Source organism: Bifidobacterium sp. UTCIF-1 (genome assembly GCF_006408915.1).
Taxonomy (GTDB): Bacteria; Actinomycetota; Actinomycetes; order Actinomycetales; family Bifidobacteriaceae; genus Bifidobacterium; species Bifidobacterium reuteri.
In genome coordinates this window covers 17,448-43,633 of sequence record NZ_JFAG01000003.1, presented here as the reverse complement: position 1 = coordinate 43,633, position 26,186 = coordinate 17,448, and the positions used below count along the sequence as shown (strand labels likewise).

Below are 26,186 nucleotides of genomic sequence, written 5' to 3'. Positions count from 1 at the left end.
TCGTGAATGTGTGCATGCAACTGGATTGCCATGCGATGGTTCCCACCTTAGTGCACATCCGGATGATATGCGGCCGCCATCCTACGACCGGCATCATAAAGCCGGTTGCGCAGCGAATCCGGCTCGATGATGGCCACGCGGCCATCCCAGGAATACTGCAGCGCCCACCAGAACACGGCCTTTTCGGGGGCGTTCACGATGACTTCGAACTGCTCGCCATCAGGCGAATGCTTGATCTGCGGATCGTCGAACCATTCGAAGACGTTGTTGAGCATCGGACGATCCCGTATGGCGATGCGGATGCGCACCGGTTCGTCGGCCACCGGATAGGGGCGGTGTCGCATGAAATCCACGGCATCGAACCCCTCGGACGCCGGACGCTCCATTCTCAGAGGAGCTTCGTTCGCCCCTTTGGTGGTGACGCCCGCGATGCGATTGACCACGAAGATGCGCAGTTTGTCCTCACCGTGACGATGGCAGATCAGGTAATAGCGGCCGTTCTTGTACACCATCTGATAGGGGTCCACTGTGTATAGACCGGTATGGGCGCCGGACTGCCCGTCGGCATGGGTATGGCTGGTATGCGGGACCATGGTGCCGTCAGGCCCGTAATCGCAGTATTGGAATGTGACGGCGTGGCCGTCTTCGATGGCTTGGTTGAGCTGGTCGATGGTGGAGAGGAACTCGCTGTTGATATGCGTGTATGCGGCGACGTGATTGAGATAGTCGATGGATTCCCCGGCCGCGCCGGCCAGTTCGCGGATCTTGCCCACCAGCTCGTCCAATGTGTCCAGACTGATGCGCGAGAGCGTCAGGCTGTCGGCCAGAAGCCGCATTTCGGCGGGGGAGAGGAACGCGTCCAGATACCATCCCGGTTGCGGGTCCTTGCATTCCACTGCGGCGACATCAGCCTCGGTGAGGTAGCCGACCCGGCGACCCAGAAACTCCGTGGATGCGAGCTTGTGCAACTGGTTGCGCACGGTTTTGGGCGTGGGCAGCTCATCGGGATCGTTCACATGGTGCATGGCGGCGAGATGGTCGAGGATCTGCCGTACGGAAAGCCCATGTCCGAAATAGCTGTGACGCCACAGCACCTCGAAGATCTCCAAGGAGGCATTGCCCGCATAGGTCTTGCGTTTGGAGGTCTCGCCTGCATGTTGCGCGTTCATAGCCCTAAGGCTACCGCGTATTCGTCTAGGATGGGATTGTTTGCATGTGCATTCGGTCGGTGCTTCCGACCGATGCGGCAAGTACGGAATGGATTCGGAAGGAGACGCACGCTCATGGTTGGAGGTTATGGCGTGTTCGGGCGTATCTCCGACAATGCGCATGACGCCGATGTCGATTTCTCATATGATGATGCGCTCGGCGACGAATTCGATGACTTTGCCCGGCGCTGGATCCAGCGTCGCCACAATCCGCATGGTGCCGCCGCTGGCACGGAATCAGACGACTTCGGTTTAAACGATAATGATGTCGATAACGCTGTCGGTAACGGCGACGGTATCTCCGGGGACGCCGTATTCGGCTCAGGCGATGCACTGACCGCCAAAGACATGCCCACGCCGTACGCGCACTCTCCCTACATCCCCCAGGCAGGCCGTGCCGCATGGTTCGATGACGGATACGGTGGCGATGCCGGCAACAGTGGTTCGTCGGCGGCATCCACGGCGCAGCCTGTTCCCATCGACGCGTTGCGCAGGGACGTGGAGACCACCGCCTCCCGGGCAGTGGTCTCACGGGCCCGAACCATCGCCAACAACGCCGACATCATGCTGATCGAACCGTATTACAGCGCGAATACACACATCGGTTACGCCACGTTGGACGCCACCCTGCGCGGCACCACCAGTCCTTCCAGCCGATATCGCACCGAATTGCAGTTCTCCCTCGACACTGGGGATATGTCCGGCGGCTCATGCACGTGCCCGGCGTATGGACGCGGTTATGGCATCTGCAAGCATATGGCCGCGCTCGCGCTCGCATTCTGTGACGACCCGCAACGGTTCGAAGGCTATCATGGCGGTGCGGTGCGGTCCTCCCGGGCGATGCTCGATTTCATGACACGCATGGATGAGCAGCGGGACCAGAACCGGCAGCGTCGCCGCAATGCCGTGATGCAACGCATCGGCGCCGCGGCGGATTCATCCGCGTCCTCCTCCCACGCCGGACAGCGCAAGCAGCCTGCCACACGCGGTTATCAGGGGCCGCGTCAGACCGTCTCCGCAGGCCAGGTCAGGCTCGCCCCGATACTGAGCTTCATCGATGGCGTATGGAGTGTGGAATTCAAGATCGGTGCGCCGGTGAACGGCGCCAGCTACGTGTTGAAGTCGATTCCGCAGTTCGTGTTCGCCATGCAGCATGCCGAACACGTGGATTACGGCAAGAAACTCGCCTTCACTCATACCCCGGGCATGCTCGATGCCGATTCCGGGCCATTGTTGGATTTCCTGCAATCGGCGTTGGACATCCGGCATGCCGCAGAACAGCAGGACCGGTATTACGGGCATATCGCCATCGACAGGCATATGACGCTTTCCGACCGGGAAGTGGCTTCGCTGCTCGCGTTGCGCGAGGGCATCGGCGTGCAATTGATCCTGGACACATGGTTCTCCGGCCAGGCTTCAGCCGTCGGCGTTGACGGAGGCGATCCCGGACTGCGGCTACACCTGACCCGACGTGACTTCCGGGCATACGGCCCCGATGCCGGCTATCTGCTCGCAGGCACACCCGCGGTGGAGGCCGTGGTGGACGCCGGAGCGGACTCATGGCTGCTGCTTGCGGCACTGAATCCGGTGAGCCATACCTCGGCCATGATGCTGCAGGCGCAACGCAGAAGCGCTGCCGGATGCCGTTTCGTGCGCTGCCCGAAGCAGCTCGCCCCGATACGTGGCCTCATCGGCGAACTGTTCGCTCCTGACGGTGGAGGCCAGGTCGTCACCGGTGACGATATGGCGCTGTTCGCCCGCACATTGCTGCCTGAATTGGTCTCCTCGGGCCTGCTGGAATCACAGGACATTCCGCGGGAGCTCGTCGAGCTCGCCCCGGCCGAAGGGGCCATCGAGGTGTATCTGGACCGCACCGAGCAAGGCGTCGAATGCGAGGTCAAGGCCCGATACGGTGAAGCGAGCGTGCCACTGCTGCCTGCCGGCCCGGTGACCGATGTGCATGACGGTGCTCCGGTCCGCACGGCGGTAGGCCGGGATTATGACGCCGAGCATCTGGCCCTGGATGTGGTGAAGGAATTCTTCGAGATGCCCGGCGCTGGCGCATCCGCGCATACGGGCGCCGCTGCTCGTAGACAGGGATTCCGCACCCGGACCGCTCGTGCCGCTGCTGCGCGGGAGGCGGGGCAGGCGCGGGCGAAACAGTCGGGTGCCGCCACCATCGACAGGAACGACACCACGCGCATCGTGCGTCTGTTCGATGAGGGCATCGCCGCCCTGCATGAGGTGGGCGACGTCTACACCACGCCCGCATTCGACAGGTTGTTGGCGCCCAAACCGCCGAGCGTCAAGGTGGGGTTGTCGGTCAAAGGCAATCTGGTGGAGATCTCGCCTATCGCCGATGAGGTGCCTCCGGATGAGGTCGGAGCGTTGCTCGCCTCGTATCGCCGTCGTCAGCGATTCCATCAGTTGAAGGACGGGTCGCTTGTCCGCCTCGACGGTGCGAATCTCGACACCCTCGACAGACTGGCCTCCGATCTGGAGCTCAGCGAACGGCAGCTTGACGGAGGCGTCATCGAATTGCCGGGCAATCAGGCGTTCCTGCTGGATGGCGAACTGCCCGATGACGGCTCGGACGTGGTCAAGGACGCCTCCTTCACCCAATACATCGACGACCTGGCGGTGATCGACCCGAATGCATACGAGGTGCCAGACAGTCTCAAACACGTGCTGCGACCATATCAGGCCGAAGGATTCCGATGGCTGAGCACCTTGTGCGACAAGGGATTCGGCGGCATCCTGGCCGATGAGATGGGTCTGGGCAAATCCGTGCAGCTCATCGCGTTGATAGTGTCCCGCTATCAGCGCGAAGACGCGCGGCATGACGGGCGATTGCATCCGTCTCTGATCGTCTGCCCGGCATCACTCGTCTACAACTGGGCTGCGGAATTCGCCAAATTCGCGCCAAGCTTCAACGCGGTGGTGGTGGCCGGCACGAAGACCGAACGCCGCAACGCCATCGCCCGTGCCTTCCACGCCGACGAACCCACGGTGCTGATCACGTCCTACGACCTGTTGCGCCGCGATGTGGACGACTACACCGCCGATAATGAGGACGGCCCTCGCCAATGCGAGATCATGGCGTTGGACGAGGCCCAGTACATCAAGAACCATGCCACGAAGATCGCCAAGGCCGTCAAATCGGTTGCCGCCGCCCATCGTTTCGCGTTGACCGGCACGCCGATCGAGAACCGGCTTTCCGAGCTTTGGAGCATCTTCGACTTCCTGATGCCGGGGTTATTGGGATCCTATAAACGATTCCGCGAACGCTACGAACTGCCAATCTCCAACGCCCGCGCGGCGGACGGCAGCACCGCCGAGGGACGCGCCGCCGCCGAAGTCAATCCCGAGTCCGCGCGCGTGGCACACAAGCTGCAGGCCTTGGTGGGCGTGTTCATCAAACGTCGTCTCAAGCGGCAGGTCCTCACCGATCTGCCGGACAAGCTGGAGACCACACTGACCGTGCAGTTGGAAGGCGAACAACGCAAACTGTATGCCGCACACGAGCAGCGGTTGAGGATGCAGCTTGAACACAGCGAGGAAGCGGATTTCAACACGTCCAAGATCCGCATCCTCGCCGAGCTGACCAGATTGCGGCAGATTTGCTGCGATCCTCGCTTGGTCTACGCCGACGCCAAGGACCAGTCGGCCAAACTCGCGGCCATCACCGAACTCGTGGAGACCTGTGTGAGCGAAGGCAAGAAGGCGCTGGTGTTCTCGCAGTTCACCAGCTTCCTCGACCTCATCGCCGCACGATTCGATGCGGCGGGACTGCGGTATTACACCATCACCGGATCCACGCCCAAGAAACAGCGTCTGGTGCTGGTCGACCGCTTCAATGCTGACGACACCCCTGCGTTCCTGATCTCACTCAAAGCCGGCAACACAGGCCTGAACCTGACCGGGGCGAGCGTGGTCATCCATGCCGACCCATGGTGGAACGCCGCCGCCCAGGATCAGGCCACCGACCGTGCGCATCGCATCGGCCAGACCGAGGACGTCAACGTCTATCAGGTGGTGGCCAAGGACACCATCGAGGAGCGCATCCTCGAGCTGCAGCACAGCAAAAGCGAGCTCGCACGGCAATTCACCGACGCCTCGCTCGCCGCAGACGAGACCACGTCCGGTGCATTCGGAGCCGCGGCCTCGCCGTCCATCGCGTCGCTCACCCGCGATGACCTGCTGGATTTGCTGGGCTGAACTCCCACTGGTGGCGCATAAGGCTCTTCTCGCAGCGAATCGGCATGCCTTGCGGATGAGAACCGGCACGCCGTGCAGATTACAGGATCTGCTCCATGCCGATCTTGTAAGGCGTGAGCCCCATGCGTTCGTAGAAGGCCTGGGCGCCGGGATTGCAGGACCAGACGTTGAGCGTCACGTTGTAGCAGCCGGACTCGCGCGCGAAATCCAGCACGAAACGATACAGCGCGGACCCCACATGACGGCCGCGCTCCTGCTCGTCCACGCACAGGTCGTCGATGTACAATGTCGTGATGTCGGTGAGCACATGATTGTCCGGATGCTGCTGGAATACGCAGAACGCGTACCCCAGCAGCAGGCCGTCCGCATCCACGGCCACGAACACGGGGGTGCGGTCATCGGCGAGGATGCGTGAAAGCTCGTCGTCTGTGTATTTCTTGGCGCCGCCCTTGAACAGATCGGGCCGCCCCTGATGGTGCACCTGCGCCACCTGGAACAACAAGTCATCGATGCGTGGCATGTCGGCGGCGACGGCTCTGCGAATCGTGAGTTTCTCCATATCGGCCAGTGTATCCTCCATGCCAAGCATCCGCGGCACCCGTGGTTTGGCGGTGGGTGGCCCTGCACCGCTTCGGCGATGCGACGGCAGTGCGATGGACGGAGGATACGCGGTTGCGTCCTACGCCTCGAACGGGAACTTCAGACCCCACACGTTGCGGATCTGGTCCATCAGCTCCATGATGCGAATCGTGTCCGCATGGGGCATGGCCTCGCATTCGGTCTTGCCGTCGAGCAAGGCGTTCGCCGCGTCAGCCACCTCGTACTCGTATCCGGTCAGTTGCGGCGGCACTGCGACGCTGCGCACGGGCCTGTGGTCATTGTCATAGATGTCGATGGTTTCCGGGTTGTTGATATTGGTCACCATAAGGTAGCCGTCAGTACCCCATATGTAGCCTCCGCGATCCGATGAGACCATCATCGAGCTCGTGGCCACGCCCATTGCGCCGTCATCGTAATACAGTGTCGTGGAGTTCTGCGCATCCACCCCCGTCTCATACGGAATCATCGAAGTGCTGATTCGTTCGATGGTGCGGCCATGGTCGGCGCCGAGGACCATATCGAGGAAGTTCAGCGGATACACGCCGACATCCAGCAGAGCGCCGCCCGCGCATGCCGGATCGGTCATACGCGGCACCTTCCATACCGGGTAGCACAGGTTGGCGCTGGCCGAACGGACCTCTCCGATTTCACCGGAGCCGATGATCTCGTTGATCAGAGCGCGGCTCGGCATATACCGTGTCCAGATCGCCTCCGTGCACAACATGCCGGTCTCCTGCGCCACGGCCAGCGTGTCACTGGCCTGCGCGGTGTTCGCGGTGAACGATTTCTCCACCAACACGTTCTTGCCGGCGCGCATGCAGGCAATCGCCTGTTCGGCATGCAGGCTGTGCGGGGTGGCGATGTAGACCAGGTCCACATTCGGGTCCTCCATCAGTTCCTCGTAGGAGCCGTAGGCCTTGTCCAGATGCCACTGGTCGGCGAATGCCTGTGCGCGGGCGTCATCGCGCGCGGCCACCGCATAAGGATGGATCAGATGCGCGTACTGCTCATTCGCTGCCATATTCGTCAATGTATCGGCCATGGTGCGGGCGATATTGCCGGCACCGAGAATGGCTACATTGACCTTGTCGTCGCTGGCTTCGAATTCGGCTCGCTTGCCGTTGAATCTGCTCATCATTCCTCCTTGAATATGGTCTGTCCGCAACAGCGTCTACGGCAATTATAGAAGTCAGGGTGCTGTGTTCCCGTCTTGTTGGTCAGCCCCTCGTAAGCGAGATTGTTGTCCCAGCGGGTGGATAAAACCGGATTATGGACAACAGCAATGCAAAGCGAGCGACCCTGGTCATGTCCCGCAGGGCGCGGGAGATCAATCCATTCCGTGCGATGGTGTTCGGTGAGAAAGCGGACTCGATGATCGCATCCGGAATCAGCGTCATCAAGCTTTCTCTGGGCGAGCCGGACTTCGGAGCCCCGCCAGCAGTGCGGGATGCCATGCGTGAGCAGTATGATGGCCGCGCGCTGCCCTATACGGCTGCCATGGGCCTGCCGGAACTGCGCCAAGCCATTGCGGACTTCTACCGTGAACGTCATGATCTGGACATCGACCCCAAGCGCATCTGCATCACCGCAGGAGGATCGGCTGCATTGCTTCTGGCCACGGCATTGACCATCGATCCCGGCGATGACGTGATCGTCGCCGACCCGTCCTATCCATGCAACCGTGAACTCGTACGTTCGTTTGAGGGCAATGTCATCGATGTGCCGACCTCGGCGTCGACCAGATTCCATCTCAACGCCGATTTGTGCGAACGGTATTGGACCGACCGCACCAAGGCCGTGATGATCACTTCGCCGTCGAATCCAACCGGCACCACCATCGATTTCGACGTGCTGACCGAAGTATGCCGTCTGGCCGCATCCCGAGGGGCATGGCGCATCGTGGACGAGACATACCTCGACTTGGCCGACCATGAGCCGGACGGCAGCGAGGTCAGATCCGTGCTGGCCTGCGACCCAGATGCCATCGTGTGCAACAGCTTCTCCAAGTTCTTCGGCATGACCGGCTGGCGGCTCGGCTGGGCCATCCTGCCTGATGATGCAGCGGTGTTGGAGGCCGTAGACGATTTGGCCACCAACTACTACCTGTGCGCCCATACACCCACCCAGCATGCGGCGCTGGCCTGCTTCACGCCCGAGAGCCTCGCCGAATGCGAGGCGCGGCGTCAGGAGCTGCTTGCACGCCGCCATATTGTGATCGACGGGCTCAAGCGCATAGGCCTGCCGGTCGAAGTGGAGCCGAATGGCGCGTTCTACGCCTACTTCAACATCGAACGCACGGGCCTTGATGCGTGGACGTTCTGCGAACGGGCGTTGGAGGAGGCCCATGTGGCGCTGACCCCTGGCCGGGACTTTGGCGCCGCCACCGCCGATACGCATGTGCGGCTGAGCTACGCCGCCTCGCGTGACGCGTTGAGTGAGGGGCTGAAGCGGCTCGGCCGGTTCGCGGAAACGCTGTGATGCAACGGCTGTGATGCAGGGGAATGTTGTAGAGTAGCTACGTTTGACGAATGCCGTCTCCCTGCATTGTCGGTGGTGTTGATGATGCACGGGGCGCGGCTGGATATGTCTGTTGTGGGCAACGGTCTGCCACGCCGGTGCGCCGCAATGCGAGTGAGAGAAGAATATGGTTAATCTTCGTGCGCATACCACGCGACTCGGTGTGCTTGATATCGGTTCCAATACCATCCATATGCTTATCGTGGACGCGGCGCCCGGCGCCCGCCCCGAGCCCGAGGCCAGCACCAAGTCCACTGTCCGACTGATGAAATACCTCAAGGAGGACGGCTCCATCAAGAAGGCCGGCATCGAGGCGATTCTTGATGCGGTCTCCCAATGCATGACGCTCGCCGAGGAATATCAGATCACCCAGCTGCTGGTCATGGCCACGTCGGCGTTGCGTGAGGCTCCCAACGGCAACAAGGTGATTCACAAGATCGAGGAGATGATCGGGCAGGGCGTGACCGTGCTGTCCGGCACTGATGAGGCGCGACTCACATTCCTCGCCGCCCGCCGCTGGTATGGCTGGGATGCCGGGCGACTGCTGGTGCTGGATATCGGCGGCGGTTCTCTGGAAGTGGCCATGGGGTCGGACGAGGAGCCGACTGTGGCACTGTCCGTGCCGGCAGGAGCGGGGCGTGTGACCGTCGACTTCCTGCCCACTGGCATGGCCACCCCCGCCGAGCTTGAGGACGTGCGCAGGAATGTGCGCAAGATTCTCGAGCCGATGGTGAATGCGTTCCCGCAGTCCAAGCATCCGAACCACGCAGTGGGCACGTCCAAGACCTTCCGCTCGCTGGCACGTCTGTGCGGCGCGGTGATTCGCCAGCCAGGACGCGAGGATACGGCGATCATGACGCGTGAGCAGTTGGAGGATTGGATTCCGCGTCTTGCGGCGATTGCTCCGGAGCAGCGTGTGGCGCTGCCGGGCATCACGCCGGAACGCACGATGCAGATTGTGGGCGGTGCTGTGGTGGCCGACGAGATCATGAAAGCGCTCAACATCCAGGAAGTGGAGATTTGCCCGTGGGCGCTGCGAGAAGGCGCCATCTTGCGCTGGCTCGACCAGTTCGGCCGCACCCGCCTCGGTTTCTAGCGCTACTGCATTACGTCGATGGTGACGAGCAGGGCCGCATGATCGGAGCCGGTGATTCTGACGGTCTTGCATTGCCCGGCCTGCATCCCCTGATCGAGCACCACATGGTCGATGCCGGCGAACATCGGCAGTCCCGGCCGGTTCGTCTGCCAGGAGAACGTGAAACCATGGCCTGAGATTCGCGTGGCGTCCAGGAATCGCGAGCCGAGGAATTCCCGGAATGGGGCGTGGTCATAGGTGGCGTTGAAATCGCCCATGAACACATATCGCGTATCGGTGTGGCCGCGCATCAGCCCAAGCTCGTCAATCGAGCGCTTCCACTGCCGCCAATAGCCGGGCACGGGTGCGGTGGTGTGCACTGAGACGAAACGGATCTGGTTGCCGCCCATGTCCACCGTGCCCGCGGGCATGAACGAGGCGCTGGAATTCACCTCGTCGTCCACCGGCTGGGAGAGCGGGGTGGCGGACCACAGGCCGTTGCCGTAGACGCCATCCGAGGAGGAGACATTCGAATACGGCAGATAACGTTCGATGCCGGCTTCCTTGAGACGCTGTACGAAGTCGTCGGTGGTCTCCTGAAGGGCGAGCACCTCGACCCGCTGGTCGCGGACCGTGTCCACGATGGTCTGGGCGTCCGCTTGCCCTTTGTACACGTTGAACGTCATCACGCGGGCGAAGGCGTCGGCGGTGTTGGCCTCGCTCGCTGCCACGGCATTGTATGCGGCCTGGGGGAGCGGGTCTGGCGAGTGGAAGAACGGATATTGCCAATAGCCATTGATTCCCACAGCGGCGACGGCGATCAGCGCGGCGAGCACCTTACGGGACATGATCGCCATGAGCAGCGCGATAAGGCCAAGCAGCGCGAACCAAGGGGTCGCCGCTATGGCGACTGGCACATATGGCAGCGCCTGCAGGTCGGCAGGCAGCGCGCGCGCCGCTGTGCAAATCAGCGCGGCGATGGCGAACAATGCTGCAAGAAAACCGAGGAATCGATGGCTATTGTGATGATGCAGCTGCTCCTTGGTGTACGGCTTGGTCCGTGGACGGGACTGTGAACGAGACCCTGCTTGCGATTGGGACTTGTTCGAGGAAGACCGAGTGCCTGCTGACCGGGAGCGGGAGGACGCGGACTTGTTCGTGGGAATGCTCCGTGTGCGTGACATGTCATCCTTCCTTACGTCCTGGGCGTCATTCCTGCGTATCCTGCGGTCGCTCTTGCGTAACCTTTACGCGAATGGACCCGGTTATTTCGGATGTGCGGCAGGCCGGTGGATTCGATCGGGAATCCCTCGGCGACGGTTGCATGCCTGAGTGCATGCGCGAGTTGCTACTGTATCGTGCCGCGCTGGGGCGCGGGCTGATTTTGCCGGGTGGCTGACGAGTTCGCACCAAACCGGCACGAATTGTACGAATTGCCCACTGGCTATGTCCCGTGTACAATGAAACGTCGTTGCCCGGGTAGCTCAGTGGATAGAGCACCGCTCTCCTAAAGCGGGTGTCGCGCGTTCGAATCGCGTCTCGGGCACTTGGCGCCGTCGTTCGGCATTCATCCGTCATATGGTACGCGGACGTACCGGTGCGTATGCGATTGCTACCATAATCGGCTATGGCTATCGAATACACGGAAGAGAAGCGTTTCACTCAGGATCAGGTGCAGGAGCTGTTCCGCTCGGTCGGTTGGGAATCGGCGAACTATCCTGAGCGACTGTTCAAGGCGCTTCAGCATTCGGATACCGTGATCAGCGCCTGGGATGGCGGTCATCTGGCTGGACTGGTACGTGTACTGGACGATACCGAAATGGTGGCATACATGCATTGGGTGCTGGTCGATCCCGCCTATCACGGCCAGGGCATCGGTGGCCATATGGTCGAGCTGGTCAAGGCGAAGTACCGCGAGTACCTGTTCCTCGAGGTGATGCCAGAGGAGAGCAAGAACGCGCCGTTCTACCAGAAGCACGGTTTCCATCTGATGGAGGACGGTCGCGCCATGCAAATCGTCAACCGGGGCTGATTGAAGCCTGCATTATCTCGTGAAGACTGCGATTTGTCATGCCATGTTCACTATATGAATGATTGTCCATAGACTGAGCTAAGGGTATGGAAATCATTCGTGCTGCGGTATGACTGGAAGCCATGAGCGAAAAGGAATATGACTATTACGTGGCCGGCCCGTTCTTCGATCCTGAGCAGACTTCGAGCATGGAACGTCTGGAAAAGGTGCTGGAGGAGCACGGTAAGAAGCTGTTCAAGCCGCGATTCGTCAGCCAGTTTGAGGAAGTCGGCCCGGAGGGATGCTTTGCGGACGATATCAAAGGCATCAATTCCTCCAAAGCGGTCATCGCCAACCTCATGGACGAGGATGCGGGCACGATGTTCGAGATTGGGTACGCGCATGCGCTGGGTATGCCGGTCTATGGCTATTTCGATGGATTGACGCCGATGGATCGCGTGAACCTCATGGTGGCGCAGGCCGTCGAGATGGTGTTCGCAGGTCCTGAAGACGTGGCGAAGTATCTGGAGACTGGCGAGCATACCGAGGTCGATTACATCCAGTTCTGATGGTGTGGTTTCATGTGCCGCACAGGATTGAAACAGCCGGGCATATAGCGTCCAGATGTGAGTCCAGATGTGAGAAGTAACGGACTGTTTTACTGTTTTGTATCAACGATGGAGTTACATAGAGGTATGACTGAAAACATCGCTGATGTGGCACACAATGAGACCACGATCGTCAAGCAGTTCACCAATCCGGTCAAGGAGCCGATCGACAGCGACATCAATCTGTTCGACTTGCTCGACCGTCGCGCCAAGCGCGATCCCAAAGGCGCCATGATCGAATACAAGGCCGAGGATGGTTCATGGCAGCCCTTCAGCGCCGAAGTGTTCCGCCGCATGGTCATCGATCTAGCGAAGGGTCTGATTGGACTGGGCGTCAACAAGGGTGATTCCGTGTCCATCGTGTCCCACACTCGTTGGGAGTGGACGGCGCTGGATCTAGCGATCATGTCCATCGGCGCGCTCACCGTGCCGGTGTATGAGACGAACTCCGCAAGCCAGGTCAGTTGGATTTTCAACGACTCCAAGGTCACGGTGGCGATCGCCGAGGATGACGGTCAGCGTGACAAGATCGAGTCGGTGCGTGATGAGGTGCCGACGCTGCGCAACGTGTTCGTGATCGATGCCGGCGGCCTTGACGCGATCAAGACCTATGGCGAATCGGTGACCGATGCCGAATTCTGGGAGTACAAGAACGCCTCCCATGGTGATGACCGCGCCACTATCGTGTACACGTCCGGGTCCACCGGCACACCGAAGGGTGTGGAGCTGACGCACCGCAACTTCGCGTTCCTGGTGCTTTCCGCCCTGCAGTACATGCCGCGTGCAGGCGCATGGCCGGATCGCCGGTTGTTGCTGTTCCTGCCGTTGAGCCACGTGTTCGCGCGATTCATGGAGTTCTTCAGCTTCGGCGGAACCATCACTCTGGCTCTGAGCTCCAATATGAAGACCATGGTCAGGGATTTCGAGACCTTCGGTCCCACGCTGCTGCTCGCCGTGCCTCGCGTGTATGAGAAGGTGTACAACGCCGCATCCCAGCGCGCGGGCACCGGATTCGCTGGCAAGATGTTCGCCCGGGCGGCGGAGAACGCGCGCGCCTGGTCCAAGGCGGAGCAGCGCGGGGAGAATTTGCCGTTGGCGGGGCGCATCGCGCACGCGTTCTATGAGCAGGTGGTGTACAAGAAGATCCGCACGATTTTCGGGCCGAACGCCGATTTCGCCATCACCGGCGGAGCTCCGATGGATTCCGAGCTGTCCCACTTCTTCAACGGCATCGGCATGCCGGTGCTAGAGGGGTATGGCATGACCGAAACCTGCGGGCCGGTGTGCGTGAGTCTTCCGGAGGACAACCGCATCGGCACCATCGGCATGCCGATGTGCGGCATTACGGCTGGCATCGCGGAGGATGGCGAACTGGTGGTCAAGGGGCCACTGGTGTGCAAGGGGTATCACAACAATCCCGAGGTCACCGCGCAGCAGATCACCGACGGCTGGCTGCATACCGGCGATCTGGGTGACATCGATGAGGACGGTTTCATCTCCATCACCGGACGTAAGAAGGACCTGATCATCACCGCCGGCGGCAAGAACGTGTCTCCGGGCCTGCTGGAGGCTTCGGTGATGACCTCGCCGGTGGTCAACCAGTGCTTGGTGATCGGCGACAAGAAGCCGTTCGTGGCCGCTTTGGTGACACTGGATCTGGCGGACGCCAACGCGTGGCTGGAGGCGCAGGGCGCCAAGCCGGAGCCGGATCTGGCCTCCTTGGCGGGCAATGCCATCGTGCACGCCGAAGTGGAGCGTGCGGTCAATGCCGCCAACGAGGGTGTCTCCCGCGCGGAATCCATCCGCAAGTTTGAGATTCTGCCCGACGAGTTCACCGAGGCCAACGGCATGCTCACCCCAAGCCTCAAGACCCGTCGTGCACAGATCGTCAAGCACTACCAGGAGCTCATCAACAACGTCATCTACGTACCGTTGAAGAAGTAATCCGGGCTTCCCGTAGGCGAGGTGAGGCCGTAGGCCGAAGGGGAACTCAGTCCAGATTGGACTGGGCCAAACCGTTAAGCGGGGAGCCCGGTGGGCTTCCCGTAGGTTTGGTGAGCGGCTGTGCCGCGAAGGGGAACTCAGTCCAGATTGGACTGAGTTCCCGCCGTAGCCTCGTTGGCGGCCTGCTGGGCCTGCGCCTGATCGAGCTTGGCGCGCACGTCGTTGAGCAATCCTTGCGCGCGCTGGGCCAGAGCCTCGCCGATTTCCCACTGGCGCATCGACTGATCGAGGCTCAGTCCGCCGGTCTCCAACGCCTGCACGGCTTGGATGAGCTTGTCACGTGCCTCCTCATATGGCATCTGGGCGATGAGCTTGCGCTCCTCATCGGTCAGCGAAGAAGCCGGTGCGGTGTTCTTGTCGGTCATGATTCCTCCCCTTTTCCCCTGAAGCTTGCCCTATAAGAGGTAAGCCGGCCGCGTAACGAGGCCGAGGGATGGTTGTCTATATACAAACTGTAATGGTTGTGGTGTTATTCGTTTGTCGAGGTGGTGGTGGCGGTGATGACGCCCTTCTTCAACGTCACGGTGATATTGTCTCCGACGTTGATGGCTCCGGCATTGTCGACCACATGCCCGTCTGCGGACTGCACCACTGCATAGCCTCGATTCAACGTGGATTGCGGACTCAACGCGGTCAGGGATGCATGCGTCTTCTCAATGGTGAGTTGTGCGTCATCCACGATGCGGCGAAGACCGATGTCAAGGCGCTGCAATGAGTCGTCGATAAACCGCTGATGCGGCTCCAGCATGGTATGCGGCTGGGTGAGACTTGGCCGATTGGCGTATCCTTCCACCAGACGAATCTCGTTCTCGACGCGGGAGCGCATGCGCAGACGCATGCGGTCGATCGCGCCTTCGATGAGCTGCGACTGCTCGAATACATCCGGCACCACGCGCTTGGCCGCGTCAGTAGGCGTGGATGCTCGCAGATCGGCCACCAGATCGAGCAGCATCCAATCGTCCTCATGGCCGATGGACGAGATCAACGGCGTTGTGCAGGCGTATGCGGCACGTACCACGCGTTCGTCCGAGAAGCCCATCAGATCCTCGAATGAACCGCCACCGCGAGCCACGATGATGACGTCCACCGCAGGATCGGCGTCGAGCTGCTGGATGGCCTGCACCACGTCCGTCGGGCACTGCTCGCCCTGCACGTGGACATGCACCACTTTGAACGATACCGCTGGCCATCTCAGGTTCACGTTGGTGATGACATCGCCTTCGGCACGTGCTTGCGGTGCGCAGATCAGTCCGATGGTCTTCGGGAATTCAGGCAGTGGGAGCTTATGGTCGGCGTCGAACAGTCCTTCGCCTTTGAGCCGCTTGCGCAGCTCATCGAACATCGCCTTGAGGCTGCCGCCCGCGCCGACGCGCAGAATGGTGTCGCCTCGAAGTGAGAGCGAGGTGCGCTTCATCCATAGGTTCGGCTTGCCGTGGATGACCACGCGGTCGCCCTGCACGAATTCGCTGGCGGCCTGGGCGAAGCGTCCGAATCCGTTGACCTCCATCGCGATGTCTTCGACATCGTCGCGCAAAGTGAGATACGCCGAACCGGCTCTGCGCGTATTGATCTGCGTGATCTGCCCGGTGACCCAAGCCGAAGGCCAGCGATCCACCGCACCGTAGAACTTCTGGCTCAGCACGCTCACCGGCCAAGGGTTCTGCGCGGTGGTTTCCGCGGCACGTGCGGGAAGCTGGTCTACCGGCCTTGGACCGTCAGGCAGATTGATGGTGCCATCAGCACCTTGGGGCTGGCCAGAGGTGAAACCGGTGCCGGCCAACGAGGCGGCGGTAGGTGCCGCGCCCGTATATGGAGTTCCCATTGCAGTAGTCATGCCTTCCACTATAAATGCGCGAATCGATGAGGGTAAAAATTTACCCGCATCGATTCGTGTGCTTCCTATTCTTCTCGCTCTTCTCGCTGTTCGCGAGTGTAGAACTCATCGAAAAGGAATTCCTGCACGTGGCGCAGAGCCTCCTGACTGCCGCTGAGTTTGCTGAAGAGATCCGTGTTCTCGGCTTGCGACTCGAACAACGCTTTGAGGAACGCGGAGTCGAACGGTGTGCGGAAATCGGCTCGGGAATTGTTCTTGGCCTGCGTGCGAAGTTTGGCGTCTTTCTGTAGTACCGTCATCAGTCCTTCGAAATACTTGCGCGCTGGGTCGCCGAAATCGGCGTCGAACAGGTCGTTGAGGTAGTCGATGATTTTGGACAGATAGTCCTCATCATCGATGGTGGGCCCCACACCGACGCTGCCGGCGTTGTTCTTGACCGGTTCGCCTCCGGTCAGTGTGATGTCGGCACGTCCCTTGTTCTCGATGCGCAGCTGTGTCACCGCGATCAGATCGTCGATGGGCTCCTCCGGTGCGTATTTGGGCGCGAGTTCCCGGTTGAGGAACGCCAGATACGTGTCGAGGTTGAAGAGCTCTTCGTCTTCCAGCCGGATCAGCTGCGTGATATACGAATAAGTACGCAGGAACTTGCCGACGCGCTTGCGGAACTCGTTCTGGCGCTCCTCGTCTAGATCGGCGTACCGTTCCTTGGCCGGGCCGAGCAGACGCAGCACTTCCGGCATGGTGGATTCGTCCGGCTTGCCCAGCCACACCTTGCATAATGCCGCTATTTCCGCATCATCGTAGATCTGGAATTCGCTAAGCGCGGTCTTCATGTCGTAGATGACATTCGGATCGGTGACTCGGTCGAGGTCGGTTTGCATGTAGTACGGCTCGAACGCTGCTTGAATCGTCTCAGGCTTGTTGGCGAAATCAAGCACGATGGGAGCCGGTTTGCCTGGACAGGTTCGGTTCAGGCGTGAGAGGGTCTGCACGGCAGCCACGCCGGTCAGTTTCTTGTCCACATACATGGCGCACAGTTTCGGCTGATCGAATCCGGTCTGGAACTTGTTCGCCGCGATCATGAGGTTGAACTCGGATGTGTCGAACCGCTTGGCGATCTCGCTGGAATTGAATCCGTTGAGCGTTCCTTCAGTCACCTCTTCGCCATCCAAATCGAGCTTGCCGGAGAATGCGACGACCGGCTTCACGCCCGCATATTCGTCACGTGCGGAGAGCCGCTTCATGTATCGGAAGTATTCGACGGCGGCCTTGCGGCTGGACGTCACGACCATGCCTTTGCCGTCACCGTGCAGCAGTGGCATGACATGATCGTGGAAATGATCGACGATGATTTCGGAGATTTTTGACACGTTGCTCGGGTCGAGCTTTACGAAGTCCATGATCTCTTTCTTCGTGCGTCCGGCCTTGCGCTTGGGGTCTTCTTCTGACTTCTTGACCAGATGGAAATACGTTTGGAACGTGGTGTAGTTGGTGAGCACATTGAGGATGAAGCCCTCTTCGATGGCCTGCTTCATCGAATACAGGTCAAACGCTTCCGGTCTGCCGGTAGAAGGGTTCACCGTGCCGAACGTTTCGAGCGTGCTCGGCTTTGGCGTAGCGGTGAACGCGTAGAACGACAGGTTCGATTGCGCGCCCTGTGCGTTCAGCTCGTCGCGCACGCGCATCGCCGCATCGTCCGCGTCTTCGTCCAGGCCGCTGTCATCCCAGTCGTATGCGTCGGAATCCAGATCGTCGGCATCATCGGTGTTGAGGCCGGTGTGGTCGCCGAGGGCCTGCTTGGTTTTGCGATGAGCTTCGCCGCTTTGGGATGAATGCGCCTCGTCGATGATGACGGCGAACGTACGGCCGGAGGTATCGGTCTGATTGTAGATGTACGGGAACTTCTGGATGGTGGAGATGATGATGCGGGAACCGGCATTGACGGCATCGCGAAGCCCTGCAGAATCCTTGGCTATGGCGACCATGCCCCTCGGATGCGGCATGTTCATGATGGTGCCTTGCAATTGTTCGTCAAGCACCACACGGTCCACCAGCACGATCACCGAATTGAAGAACGAACTGCCGTCGCTCTGCGTCAGGGATGCGAGATGATAGGCGAGCCAGCCGATCGAATACGACTTGCCGGAACCGGCAGAATGTTGGATGAGATAGTTATGCCCCGGTCCTTGCTCCTGTGTGGCCTTGAGCAGTCGGCGAACCGCGCGCAGCTGATGGTAGCGCGGGAAAATCACCGCCTTCATCGTGGAACGCGTCTTGCGCGTGTTTTTCTTGCCGTTCTTGTCTTTCTCGTGGTAGGTGATCTGCACAAACCGTTCGATGATGTCCAGCAGGGAATCCGGCGTGAGTACCTCCTCCCACAGGTAGGATGTACCGAACTTGCCAGGTTCCGCCGGAGGATTGCCTCCGCCGGCCTTACCGTTGCCTTGGTTGGAGGGTACGAACTTGGTTTCCTTGCCCTTGAGCCATGTGGTCATGAACACATCGTCCGCATCGACCGCAAAGTGCACGAGCGACCGCAAATCGGGCTGGAAGATCTGCTCCTTCGGATTGCGGTCGGTCATGTACTGTCGGATTGCATTGTTCACCGTCTGTCCGGTCTGATGGTTCTTCAATTCGATGGTGACCAGCGGGAAACCGTTGACGAGCAGCACCACGTCGATGCGATTGTTCAGATCATCCTTCATCGTGCCGTAATGGAACTCTTCGGTGACCTGGAAGCGATTCGCGTGATAATGTTCCGTCGAAGTCTGGTTCAGATCGTTCTTCGGCTTGAAATAGAGGAGCTTGAACTTGGCTCCCGGAGCCATCTCGATTGGATTGCGCAGCGCCCACAGCAGGCCCTTGTCCGCGATGACCTGCTGGATGCGCTTGAGGACAATCTGGCTCCAGTTCCCGCCGTGCTGCCGTTCGACCTTGGCGACTTCCTTTGGTTGGGTGTCGATCAGGAATTCCTTCAAGGTCTGCTCGTCGATTGCCGTTTCGCGATTGAAGTTCTGATCCATCTGCGACTGCGGCACATAGGTGTAGCCTTGCTGCTCGAATCCGTCGATGACGTGGTTCTGGAACGTGTGCTCGCTCATGCTGCGGGTCGGTTTGACTGCCATGATTAGTCTTCTTTCACTCCGGGTACTTTGACTTTGCCGGTCACGCACTCACTGATGAGCGATGACCTATATTCCTTCAACCGGACAATTAGGGATTGCTTCTGGGCGATGAGGGAGTTGATTTGTGATAAATGTTCGTCCAGCCAATCAACAATATGATTTTGATCTGTTGTGTCTGGCAAAGGAAGAGCCATATTCCAGTATGCTGTTTGCGTCATGCTGGGCAATGTGGTTTGCGACATGTACTGTTTGTAATCAAAACATGTAGCCAAGTAGTAGTAATAGCGCAGGCTAATGGTATCGTTCGACGCTTTTACGTCGAACGCGGTGTCAACATTCCAGTATTTGCCGGTAACATAATGCGGAATATGAAGAGTTGCTCCTTTACGACCGATTAGCACGGCTGGGCCCTCTTTGTATTCTCCGCATGTTTTGAAGCTGCCTTCGCCACTTCCATATACCGGAATGTTCCCATTGGTTTTGGGGTCAGAACCGTTAGTTATGCTGACTAAGAACTTTGCCTTTTCGATATGCCAGTATTCTGGAATTTGGCCGATCCAGTCGATGCCGGAGTCCTTCATGGGTGCGTTCGGGTCGAGGCCTTTGGTGACGGCTTCGGAGATGACGGACTGACGGTACTCGTTCAACAGCTCAATCGACCGTTCGATATCCGCCACCGCCGCATCAATCGCCCCCGTCTTCTCATCCAAATACGCAACAATTCGCTTTCTGCTATCAGCTGGAGGCTTCGGCAGATAGATTCCTTTCATATCTGACCATTTGGTGCTCCAAAGATCAGCTACTATGCCGTGGCCGTTCCTATAGAACTCATCTGAGAATCGTTCACACGAGAATAACCACGAATAATAGCGGACATCAATCTCGCTGATTCTTTGTGGATTGAGAACCAACGAAATCTGTGTAACTGAACCGTCCAGCTGGGAGAATCCGCAGGAGCCGCGTCGATCGGAACGACTATTGATAACGAAATCACCCTTGCGCACAAGCAGACGATTATCTCGGTTATCGGTCTTGGCGACATTCTCCAGTTGCGGTACGATGCCGCCTTTTGTCACTGATAGTGGCGCATAGTCTTGGTCGCTCACTGTTTCCCTGCGGGATGTGAACATTTGACCCACTTTGGTGACTGACCACCCCTCCGGAATCTCACCGATCCAATCGACGCCGGAGTCCTTGTATTTACTGTATCGTTCCATCACAACCCCACCTTCGCGAGGCTGTCGGCGATGGATGCCTCCAGCGAACGGATGTCATCGAGAATCACCGCAGACGGGCGCAGTGGGGTGTACTCGTAGAAGTAGCGGGTGAATGGAATCTCGTAGCCCACCTTGTCCTTCTTCCGATCCATCCACGCGTCGGGCGCGTACGGTTTCACCTCGCGCTCGAAATACTCGTCGATATCCTGCTTCAGCGGAATGTTCTCGGTGTCGCGCAGTGCGGCGTCGGGCTTCGGATTGCCCTTGCGGTCGGTCACGGCCTTGCCGTTCTCGTCGCGCAGCGGACGCTCCACGGTCACGGTCGTGTATCCGAAGTCATCCACGTCGAAGATCTTCGAGGTCTTCGTCTCCTCGAACGCGTTGTACTCCTGCACGATGGCGCGAATCTGCTCGCCGCTCAGCTCGTTGCGCTTCGAGCCAAGCGACTTGCGCATCTTGGTGAACACGCCGTTCGCGTTGATGAGCTGCACTTTGCGTCGCCGTTCCGCGGGCTTGTTGTTGTTCAGCACCCAGATGTATGTGGCGATGCCCGTGTTGTAGAAGAAATCGTTCGGCATCGCCACGATCGCCTCCACCAGGTCAAGATCATGCAGCAGCCATTTGCGGATATCGCTTTCGCCGGAACCGGCGGCACCGGTGAACAAGGGGGAGCCGTTCATGAATACCGCAATACGTGCGCCACCGTCTTTCACGGGGCGCATCTTCGAAACCATATGCTCGATGAACAGCAGCTGGCCGTCGCTCACACGCGGCAACCCCGCGCCGAACCGGCCCCTGAATCCCTCGTTCTTGTACTCGGCCTCCACCACGCTCTTCGACTTTTTCCAATCCACGCCATACGGCGGATTCGAAACCTGATAGCCGAAATTCTTGTCACCGAACGCTGGTTCGGTCAGCGTGTTTCCGAACGCGATATGCCCGGCGTCGCCGCCTCGCAGCAGCATATCCGCCTTGCAGGTGGCGAACGTGGCCGCGTTCAGCTCCTGCCCGAAGCAGTACACAGTGGCCTTCGGGTAGTACTCATTCACGCGATCCTTGAAAATCGACAACGCGCCGCCCGTACCGGCACATGGGTCGTACACGTTCACCACTTTGCCATCCTGAGACAGGTCGGCTGACGCTCCTGAAATCAGCAGGTCGACAGCCAGCTCCACGCCGTCGCGCGGACTGAAATGCTCGCCAGCCGTCTCGTTCGACATCTCGGAGAAGCGACGCAACAGGTTCTCATAGATGTTGCCCATTTCGACGTCGCTCACTGTTTCCGGACCGAGATCGACCGTGCAGAACTTGTCGACGATCTGGAACAGCAGATTGTTCGACTGCAACGAGTCGATGCGGGAGGAAAAATCGAACTTCTCGAACACATCTCGTGCGTCCGCAGAGAAGCCTTGCACGTAGTAGGTCAGATTCTCGGCGATGTTGCCCGGATCGGCGCGCAGCTTGTCCATCGTGTACTTGCTCGTGTTGTAGAACGGCAGTCCGGCGACCGACCTCAGCTGATAATCCGAGATGGCGTCCGCCATGTTCATGGCCTTGACCTGCTGATACGTCTCCAGCACCTGCTCCTTTGTGCCGGCCAGCACGCAATCAAGACGTCGCAGCACCGTGAACGGCAGGATGATGTCGCCGTACTCATGCTGTTTGTAGTCGCCGCGCAGCAGGTCCGCCACAGCCCAGATAAACGACACAATCGACTGATGATTCATTAGTGTTCTTCCTTCCCCATTGAGAGTTCCACATTACCAATCGTTGCACCGTATCGTGCGGCGTCCGCAACCGTGTCGAGCAGTCGGCCTAGTGCCTCGGCCTGTATATTGAATGTCTGTCGCGCGCTCACAAGTGCCGCAATCCGATGCTGCTGATCCAAAGGCAGAGCCGGCACTTCAAGGCGGGCGGGTCGCACATGGCGAACCCCGGAACCTTGCAGGAGCGCGGTGTTCCAACTGCCCTCAAGCATCAGCGCCACATATTCGGGATCCCACTGCGGCTTGTCCATGCGAACGATGTTGATTCTGCGATCCACGCGATGGCACCCGGTCGTGTCCACCATGGAGCGAATCTCGCCGATTGTGGTCAGGAGGATATCGCCCGGTTCGGTGATGCGGTCATTGCTTTTTTCGTCTTGTGACGCCGTAGCTTGCGGATCAGTGGATGGCAGGATGCCTTCGCGCACATGACGCAGGGTGATGATGTCCTCGGAAGTTTCCTCTTCTCGTTGAACAAGCATCGACCCGGTGCGTATCGTGGCGATATCGCCAAGTCGAAGCAGATTGGCACTGCGGGAGTCCAACGGCTGGGAGGTGAACTCCTTGACGGCGCGTACCGCTTCGATAATTGTTTCCGCAGACGATTCGATATCGTCGAGATTCTTCTGATACATGCGGATGATCTCCTCGGGGTCACGTTGCGCGCGGAGCAGCCAATCGGAGGGCAGCAGCGAGACCTGCTCCATACCCAGGATGTCAATGGAACGCACTGTGCGCGTGACGATATGGAGATCCCGAAGCGCATTGGCTGCGAACGGGGTCGCCGCATGGAACTGGGCGTCGCGGGCGAACCATTGCAGAGGGGCGTGCATCCATGAAGGAATCTCTCCTTCGCTCTCGTATATGCTGCTCTGATCGCCGATGCTGATCATGGTCACGGTGTCGCGGATCTTATCCGGTGCGGACAACACCCAGAGATAGGTGTGGATGGCCGTATCGATGTACAGGTGTGCAGGCAAGGCAACGATTGCCTCCACGCAGCCGGCTGCAATGAGGGCGCGTCTGATGGCGGATTCGCCGGAGCCGCATAACGTTTTGGCGGAAGTCACTACGAACGCGCGGCCGTTCTGGGCCAGATGGGCCAGCGCGTCTTCGACCCACAATATCGACGAATCGAATCTTGAAGGCAGCCCGTAGCGCCATCGAGTGTCCGCGTTGTCCGGATTGAAGCGCAAGCTGAAAGGCGGCTCCATCATCACGACATCAGAGCGGACGGACGGGTATGGGTCTGTGGCGAGCGAATCGCCGACAACGATTTCGGCAGTGGCGTTGCAGGCGTCGGCAAGTATGAATCGGCGGGCGGCAATCGCGGCGCCGTCGGCGTCATTATCCGCGCAATGGAAGATGACTGCCGGGTTGCCGCGGTTGCCCTCGGTGACGAATTCATGGAAGCGCAGGCAATCCTCGAGGATTCCGCATGCGGAATCGTAAACGGATACATTCTCCTTGCCGCCGGATATATGGGCTTCCAAGTGCGAGACGGCCATCTTTGCCAATAAGGCAGACGCGGGGGAGTTCGGACGTCCGAGCGCGCCACTCATGCGGCCCTGACGTACGATGCTCGTCTCTAGAATCAATGAGCACAGCCTATTCGTCGTCTCCTTGCCCCTGGTCACGAGGGTGTCGACGAACGTCAGCAGCTCGGCTAATTTCGCCGATTCCAGCAGCTTCAGTTCCTTGGGGTCAGCCAAGGCGAGTGAGAGAGTGCTGTTTCCGCCGTTGTCTTCTTGGATTTTGGCGTTATGCTCGACCAGTGAATGTGCGAGATTCCTGCACCGGGTGAGGATTTCGTCTGCAGACGCAGTGCCGGAGGCATCGAGCAGAGCACTCCAGTCACCTTTTGCGGTGTCGGAATCCTGTGCCCTGGATGCCAGGCAAGCGGCCCACAGCAGTATGGAGGCCATGGTCACAGGATCGGACTTGCCTCGCCATTGGTCGAAGAACGACCATGCGGCCTGCTCTAGACGAGTGTCTTTGAAAGCGATGTCATTAGCCTTCAACCATGTCGCTACATCGTCATAGGCGAAGAGAGGGCGTCCGTCCCTGGATTCCACGGGCTGTGGAAAATGCTTGTTGTCGCGGCTCCGCCAATTTGATACCGCCGAGGGGCGTACCTGAGCCATGCGGGCGATGTCCGCGGAGGTCAGCAGGTTGTCGGTCTCGAACGGTGTCTGTGTGGATGAGGTGTGTTCGTTTGCTGTCATTGTTGCACCTTCACAATCGTTGTTACTGTGTACTATGTTCACAAGTTAGTCTAAGAGGTTTCAAAAAGGACACGCCGCGAACTGTGAATATCATTCACGGACAGTATGTTTATGGATGTCGATAATTGCGACACGCCGACAAAAGCAAGTTATTGCAAGCATTTATGGCCTTTGGATATCTACTGTCCCGTTACAGGGGGTGACAGCGAAACCTGGAATTGGAGGGAATGATGAGAACTGTGAATACCATGCCGGCGGGTGTGCGTAAAGGTGCGAAGCGTGCTGCCGCCATATTGATTGCAGTGCTTTATCTTGGCGGTCTGTCTGCCTGCTCGTTGAATACGGTATCTTCAGGGGCGGAAGGTGAGGGCCGATGCGTTGACGAATGCTTCGCCGGATTATGCCGACTTGCCTACGGATGATTCTCTGGAGTCCCGTATCGCCCAGGCGAAAGCAGTAGTGAAAAGTACTGCTGACGGCAGTGTCTGCAGCCCGTATTCGCGCAAACGACTTGTGGATATATTGGCGGCATCACAGGAGATGCTGAACAGTGGCACGGCGGACGAGAAGCAAATGCAGATTCAATCCGACTCGTTGTATCGGATCACCGAAAGCGTGCGAAATGACAAATGCGTGACGCATTGGTGATGTTGTGATGTCGTCCTTGGGGGCGTGCGTTGTCTCATTATGAGGTCAAAGGCGGGGCAACGCATTGTGCGCCGTATGCATTGTTCCGCATGACGAAGCTCTACAATCAGGGAATGATCGTGAAAAGCAAGGAAGCTCTATGAAGATGAAGTATCTGGAGGATACATATAGGGATCCGGGGTCTGAGTATCCTATTTCCGCTGAAATCAGGAGGCGGCGTGGGCCTGGAGCATTGACTTTCGGCGTGCTTGTAAGAGTGGCTCATTCTCTATTGCAGACGCATCCCCGGTGGCAGAATCTCTGGGATGAGCCCGAGGACGCGGCCTTCGAGTTTTGCTATCTTTGTGATGGTGATGGCGCTCCGGTGGCCCTTAATCCGAAGTTCGTTACGTTGTATTGCGCGGCAGCCAGCGATAACAATTTCCGTGCCCTTGCTCGGCGGATGATGTATCAGTGGATGGTTGACGAGGACAATGCCCGTGATTTCGGCCGTCTGGTGGATCGCATCGAAAAACGTCTGGCAAGGTCTTCGGATGGGTATGTCAGAGAGAAGGCTGTCGAATGCGCCAATGTCCTTCACCTTGATGTGAACGGCAGGTGGTATAGGTTGCCGTTCTGTCCTAGGGCGTTGGTGCGCTGTCGGATCGCGAGAATTGAAAGACTTGCACGTCGCACGCCAGTGGATTGGCCGTCGGAGGACGCGCTGAGGGAAAAGCATCTGGAGCGGCAGCAACGTGGCTACATCAAGAACGATAAAGGGAACAATGTCAGGCAAGCAGTCCGCGATCCTGAAATCGGCAAGCGAGACGGTCAATTCGATAAGTGGCTCTATGTGATTTTCAATGAAGCGAATGGGGCTTTGGCGATACATGAGGTCACGCAGTTGGTCGTGGACGTCTGTCCTGGGTTGGTGCAGGACGGTTCCGATCGCGAAGAGGTGTTCCTCCTTTCGCCTACCAGCGAAGTGTTCTCTCGCGACTACGACGAATTCGATGATCCGACGTTCAATCAAGTGCTTCAGATGCAGGATTTGGAGGACGGTTCTTTGGACCAGTTGAGTGAGCAATCGTTGTTGGATGAATTCGGATTTGTGAATCCGGAAGATATCTATGAGTGAGTGTTGAAGGCGT

Annotated in this window: 18 protein-coding genes and 1 tRNA gene; 9 read left to right on the top strand and 10 right to left on the bottom strand. The window is 59.1% G+C overall.

Annotated features, from left to right (window positions below; genetic code table 11):
• Positions 1-47: 47 nt before the first annotated feature.
• Positions 48-1,169, bottom strand: a complete 1,122-nt coding sequence (locus tag BW09_RS01975; RefSeq protein WP_044089711.1) for a YafY family protein — start codon at positions 1,167-1,169, stop codon at positions 48-50.
• Between the two features lie 114 nt (positions 1,170-1,283).
• Between BW09_RS01975 and BW09_RS01970 the strand changes: the two genes are divergently transcribed.
• The gene (locus BW09_RS01970; RefSeq protein WP_044089713.1) at positions 1,284-5,426 is read left to right on the top strand and encodes a DEAD/DEAH box helicase; all 4,143 of its coding nucleotides are present in this window, start codon (positions 1,284-1,286) and stop codon (positions 5,424-5,426) included.
• A 79-nt stretch (positions 5,427-5,505) separates the two neighbouring features.
• Here the strand turns inward: BW09_RS01970 and BW09_RS01965 are convergent, their stop codons facing one another.
• Both BW09_RS01965 and BW09_RS01960 read right to left on the bottom strand, forming a co-directional pair.
• Positions 5,506-5,985 (bottom strand): GNAT family N-acetyltransferase, encoded by a 480-nt coding sequence (locus BW09_RS01965; RefSeq protein ID WP_044089716.1) that lies wholly within the window; start codon positions 5,983-5,985, stop codon positions 5,506-5,508.
• A 120-nt stretch (positions 5,986-6,105) separates the two neighbouring features.
• Positions 6,106-7,161 carry a Gfo/Idh/MocA family protein gene (locus BW09_RS01960; RefSeq protein WP_140462700.1) on the bottom strand — a complete coding sequence of 352 codons (1,056 nt, stop codon included), beginning with the start codon at positions 7,159-7,161 and terminating at the stop codon, positions 6,106-6,108.
• A 170-nt stretch (positions 7,162-7,331) separates the two neighbouring features.
• Between BW09_RS01960 and BW09_RS01955 the strand changes: the two genes are divergently transcribed.
• Together BW09_RS01955 and BW09_RS01950 are read left to right on the top strand one after the other, a co-directional pair.
• Positions 7,332-8,504: an aminotransferase class I/II-fold pyridoxal phosphate-dependent enzyme gene (locus BW09_RS01955; protein WP_375137540.1), complete on the top strand. Its 1,173-nt coding sequence runs from the start codon at positions 7,332-7,334 to the stop codon at positions 8,502-8,504.
• 166 nt (positions 8,505-8,670) lie between these two features.
• Positions 8,671-9,639, top strand: a complete 969-nt coding sequence (locus BW09_RS01950) for a Ppx/GppA phosphatase family protein (protein ID WP_044089719.1) — start codon at positions 8,671-8,673, stop codon at positions 9,637-9,639.
• 2 nt (positions 9,640-9,641) lie between these two features.
• Here BW09_RS01950 and BW09_RS01945 read toward each other — a convergent pair whose 3' ends face one another.
• On the bottom strand, positions 9,642-10,802 hold the full coding sequence (locus BW09_RS01945) for an endonuclease/exonuclease/phosphatase family protein (RefSeq protein WP_140462702.1): 1,161 nt from the start codon (positions 10,800-10,802) through the stop codon (positions 9,642-9,644).
• A gap of 289 nt (positions 10,803-11,091) precedes the next feature.
• Between BW09_RS01945 and BW09_RS01940 the strand changes: the two genes are divergently transcribed.
• The 4 genes from BW09_RS01940 (at position 11,092) to BW09_RS01925 (ending at position 14,181) form a co-directional block, all read left to right on the top strand.
• Positions 11,092-11,164: transfer RNA gene (locus BW09_RS01940), tRNA-Arg, on the top strand.
• An 81-nt stretch (positions 11,165-11,245) separates the two neighbouring features.
• Positions 11,246-11,650 (top strand): GNAT family N-acetyltransferase, encoded by a 405-nt coding sequence (locus tag BW09_RS01935; RefSeq protein WP_044089721.1) that lies wholly within the window; start codon positions 11,246-11,248, stop codon positions 11,648-11,650.
• Between the two features lie 122 nt (positions 11,651-11,772).
• Complete coding sequence (locus BW09_RS01930; protein WP_044089722.1) at positions 11,773-12,198, top strand: nucleoside 2-deoxyribosyltransferase; 426 nt, start codon at positions 11,773-11,775, stop codon at positions 12,196-12,198.
• Positions 12,199-12,324: 126 nt separating this feature from the next.
• Positions 12,325-14,181, top strand: a complete 1,857-nt coding sequence (locus BW09_RS01925; RefSeq protein ID WP_140462703.1) for a long-chain fatty acid--CoA ligase — start codon at positions 12,325-12,327, stop codon at positions 14,179-14,181.
• Positions 14,182-14,318: 137 nt separating this feature from the next.
• Here the strand turns inward: BW09_RS01925 and BW09_RS01920 are convergent, their stop codons facing one another.
• From BW09_RS01920 to BW09_RS01895, 6 genes are all read right to left on the bottom strand, one after another.
• A complete protein-coding gene (locus BW09_RS01920; protein WP_044089725.1) occupies positions 14,319-14,606 on the bottom strand; it encodes an exodeoxyribonuclease VII small subunit in 288 nt (95 codons plus the stop codon).
• A 104-nt stretch (positions 14,607-14,710) separates the two neighbouring features.
• Entirely contained in the window at positions 14,711-16,075 is a 1,365-nt protein-coding gene (gene xseA, locus BW09_RS01915; RefSeq protein ID WP_140464613.1) for an exodeoxyribonuclease VII large subunit, read from the bottom strand.
• 65 nt (positions 16,076-16,140) lie between these two features.
• Entirely contained in the window at positions 16,141-19,200 is a 3,060-nt protein-coding gene (locus BW09_RS01910; protein ID WP_140464611.1) for a type I restriction endonuclease subunit R, read from the bottom strand.
• A gap of 2 nt (positions 19,201-19,202) precedes the next feature.
• Positions 19,203-20,417 (bottom strand): restriction endonuclease subunit S, encoded by a 1,215-nt coding sequence (locus BW09_RS01905; protein ID WP_258184954.1) that lies wholly within the window; start codon positions 20,415-20,417, stop codon positions 19,203-19,205.
• On the bottom strand, positions 20,417-22,144 hold the full coding sequence (locus BW09_RS01900; RefSeq protein ID WP_140464607.1) for a class I SAM-dependent DNA methyltransferase: 1,728 nt from the start codon (positions 22,142-22,144) through the stop codon (positions 20,417-20,419). The genes BW09_RS01905 and BW09_RS01900 overlap by 1 nt, the downstream gene beginning before the upstream one ends.
• On the bottom strand, positions 22,144-24,408 hold the full coding sequence (locus tag BW09_RS01895) for a type I restriction-modification system subunit M/S (RefSeq protein WP_140464605.1): 2,265 nt from the start codon (positions 24,406-24,408) through the stop codon (positions 22,144-22,146). The genes BW09_RS01900 and BW09_RS01895 overlap by 1 nt, the downstream gene beginning before the upstream one ends.
• 378 nt (positions 24,409-24,786) lie before the next feature.
• On the opposite strand from BW09_RS01895, the gene BW09_RS01890 reads away from it, so the two are divergent.
• Both BW09_RS01890 and BW09_RS01885 read left to right on the top strand, forming a co-directional pair.
• A complete protein-coding gene (locus BW09_RS01890; RefSeq protein ID WP_140462709.1) occupies positions 24,787-25,056 on the top strand; it encodes a hypothetical protein in 270 nt (89 codons plus the stop codon).
• 139 nt (positions 25,057-25,195) lie between these two features.
• On the top strand, positions 25,196-26,173 hold the full coding sequence (locus tag BW09_RS01885) for a hypothetical protein (protein WP_140464603.1): 978 nt from the start codon (positions 25,196-25,198) through the stop codon (positions 26,171-26,173).
• Positions 26,174-26,186 lie beyond the last annotated feature (13 nt).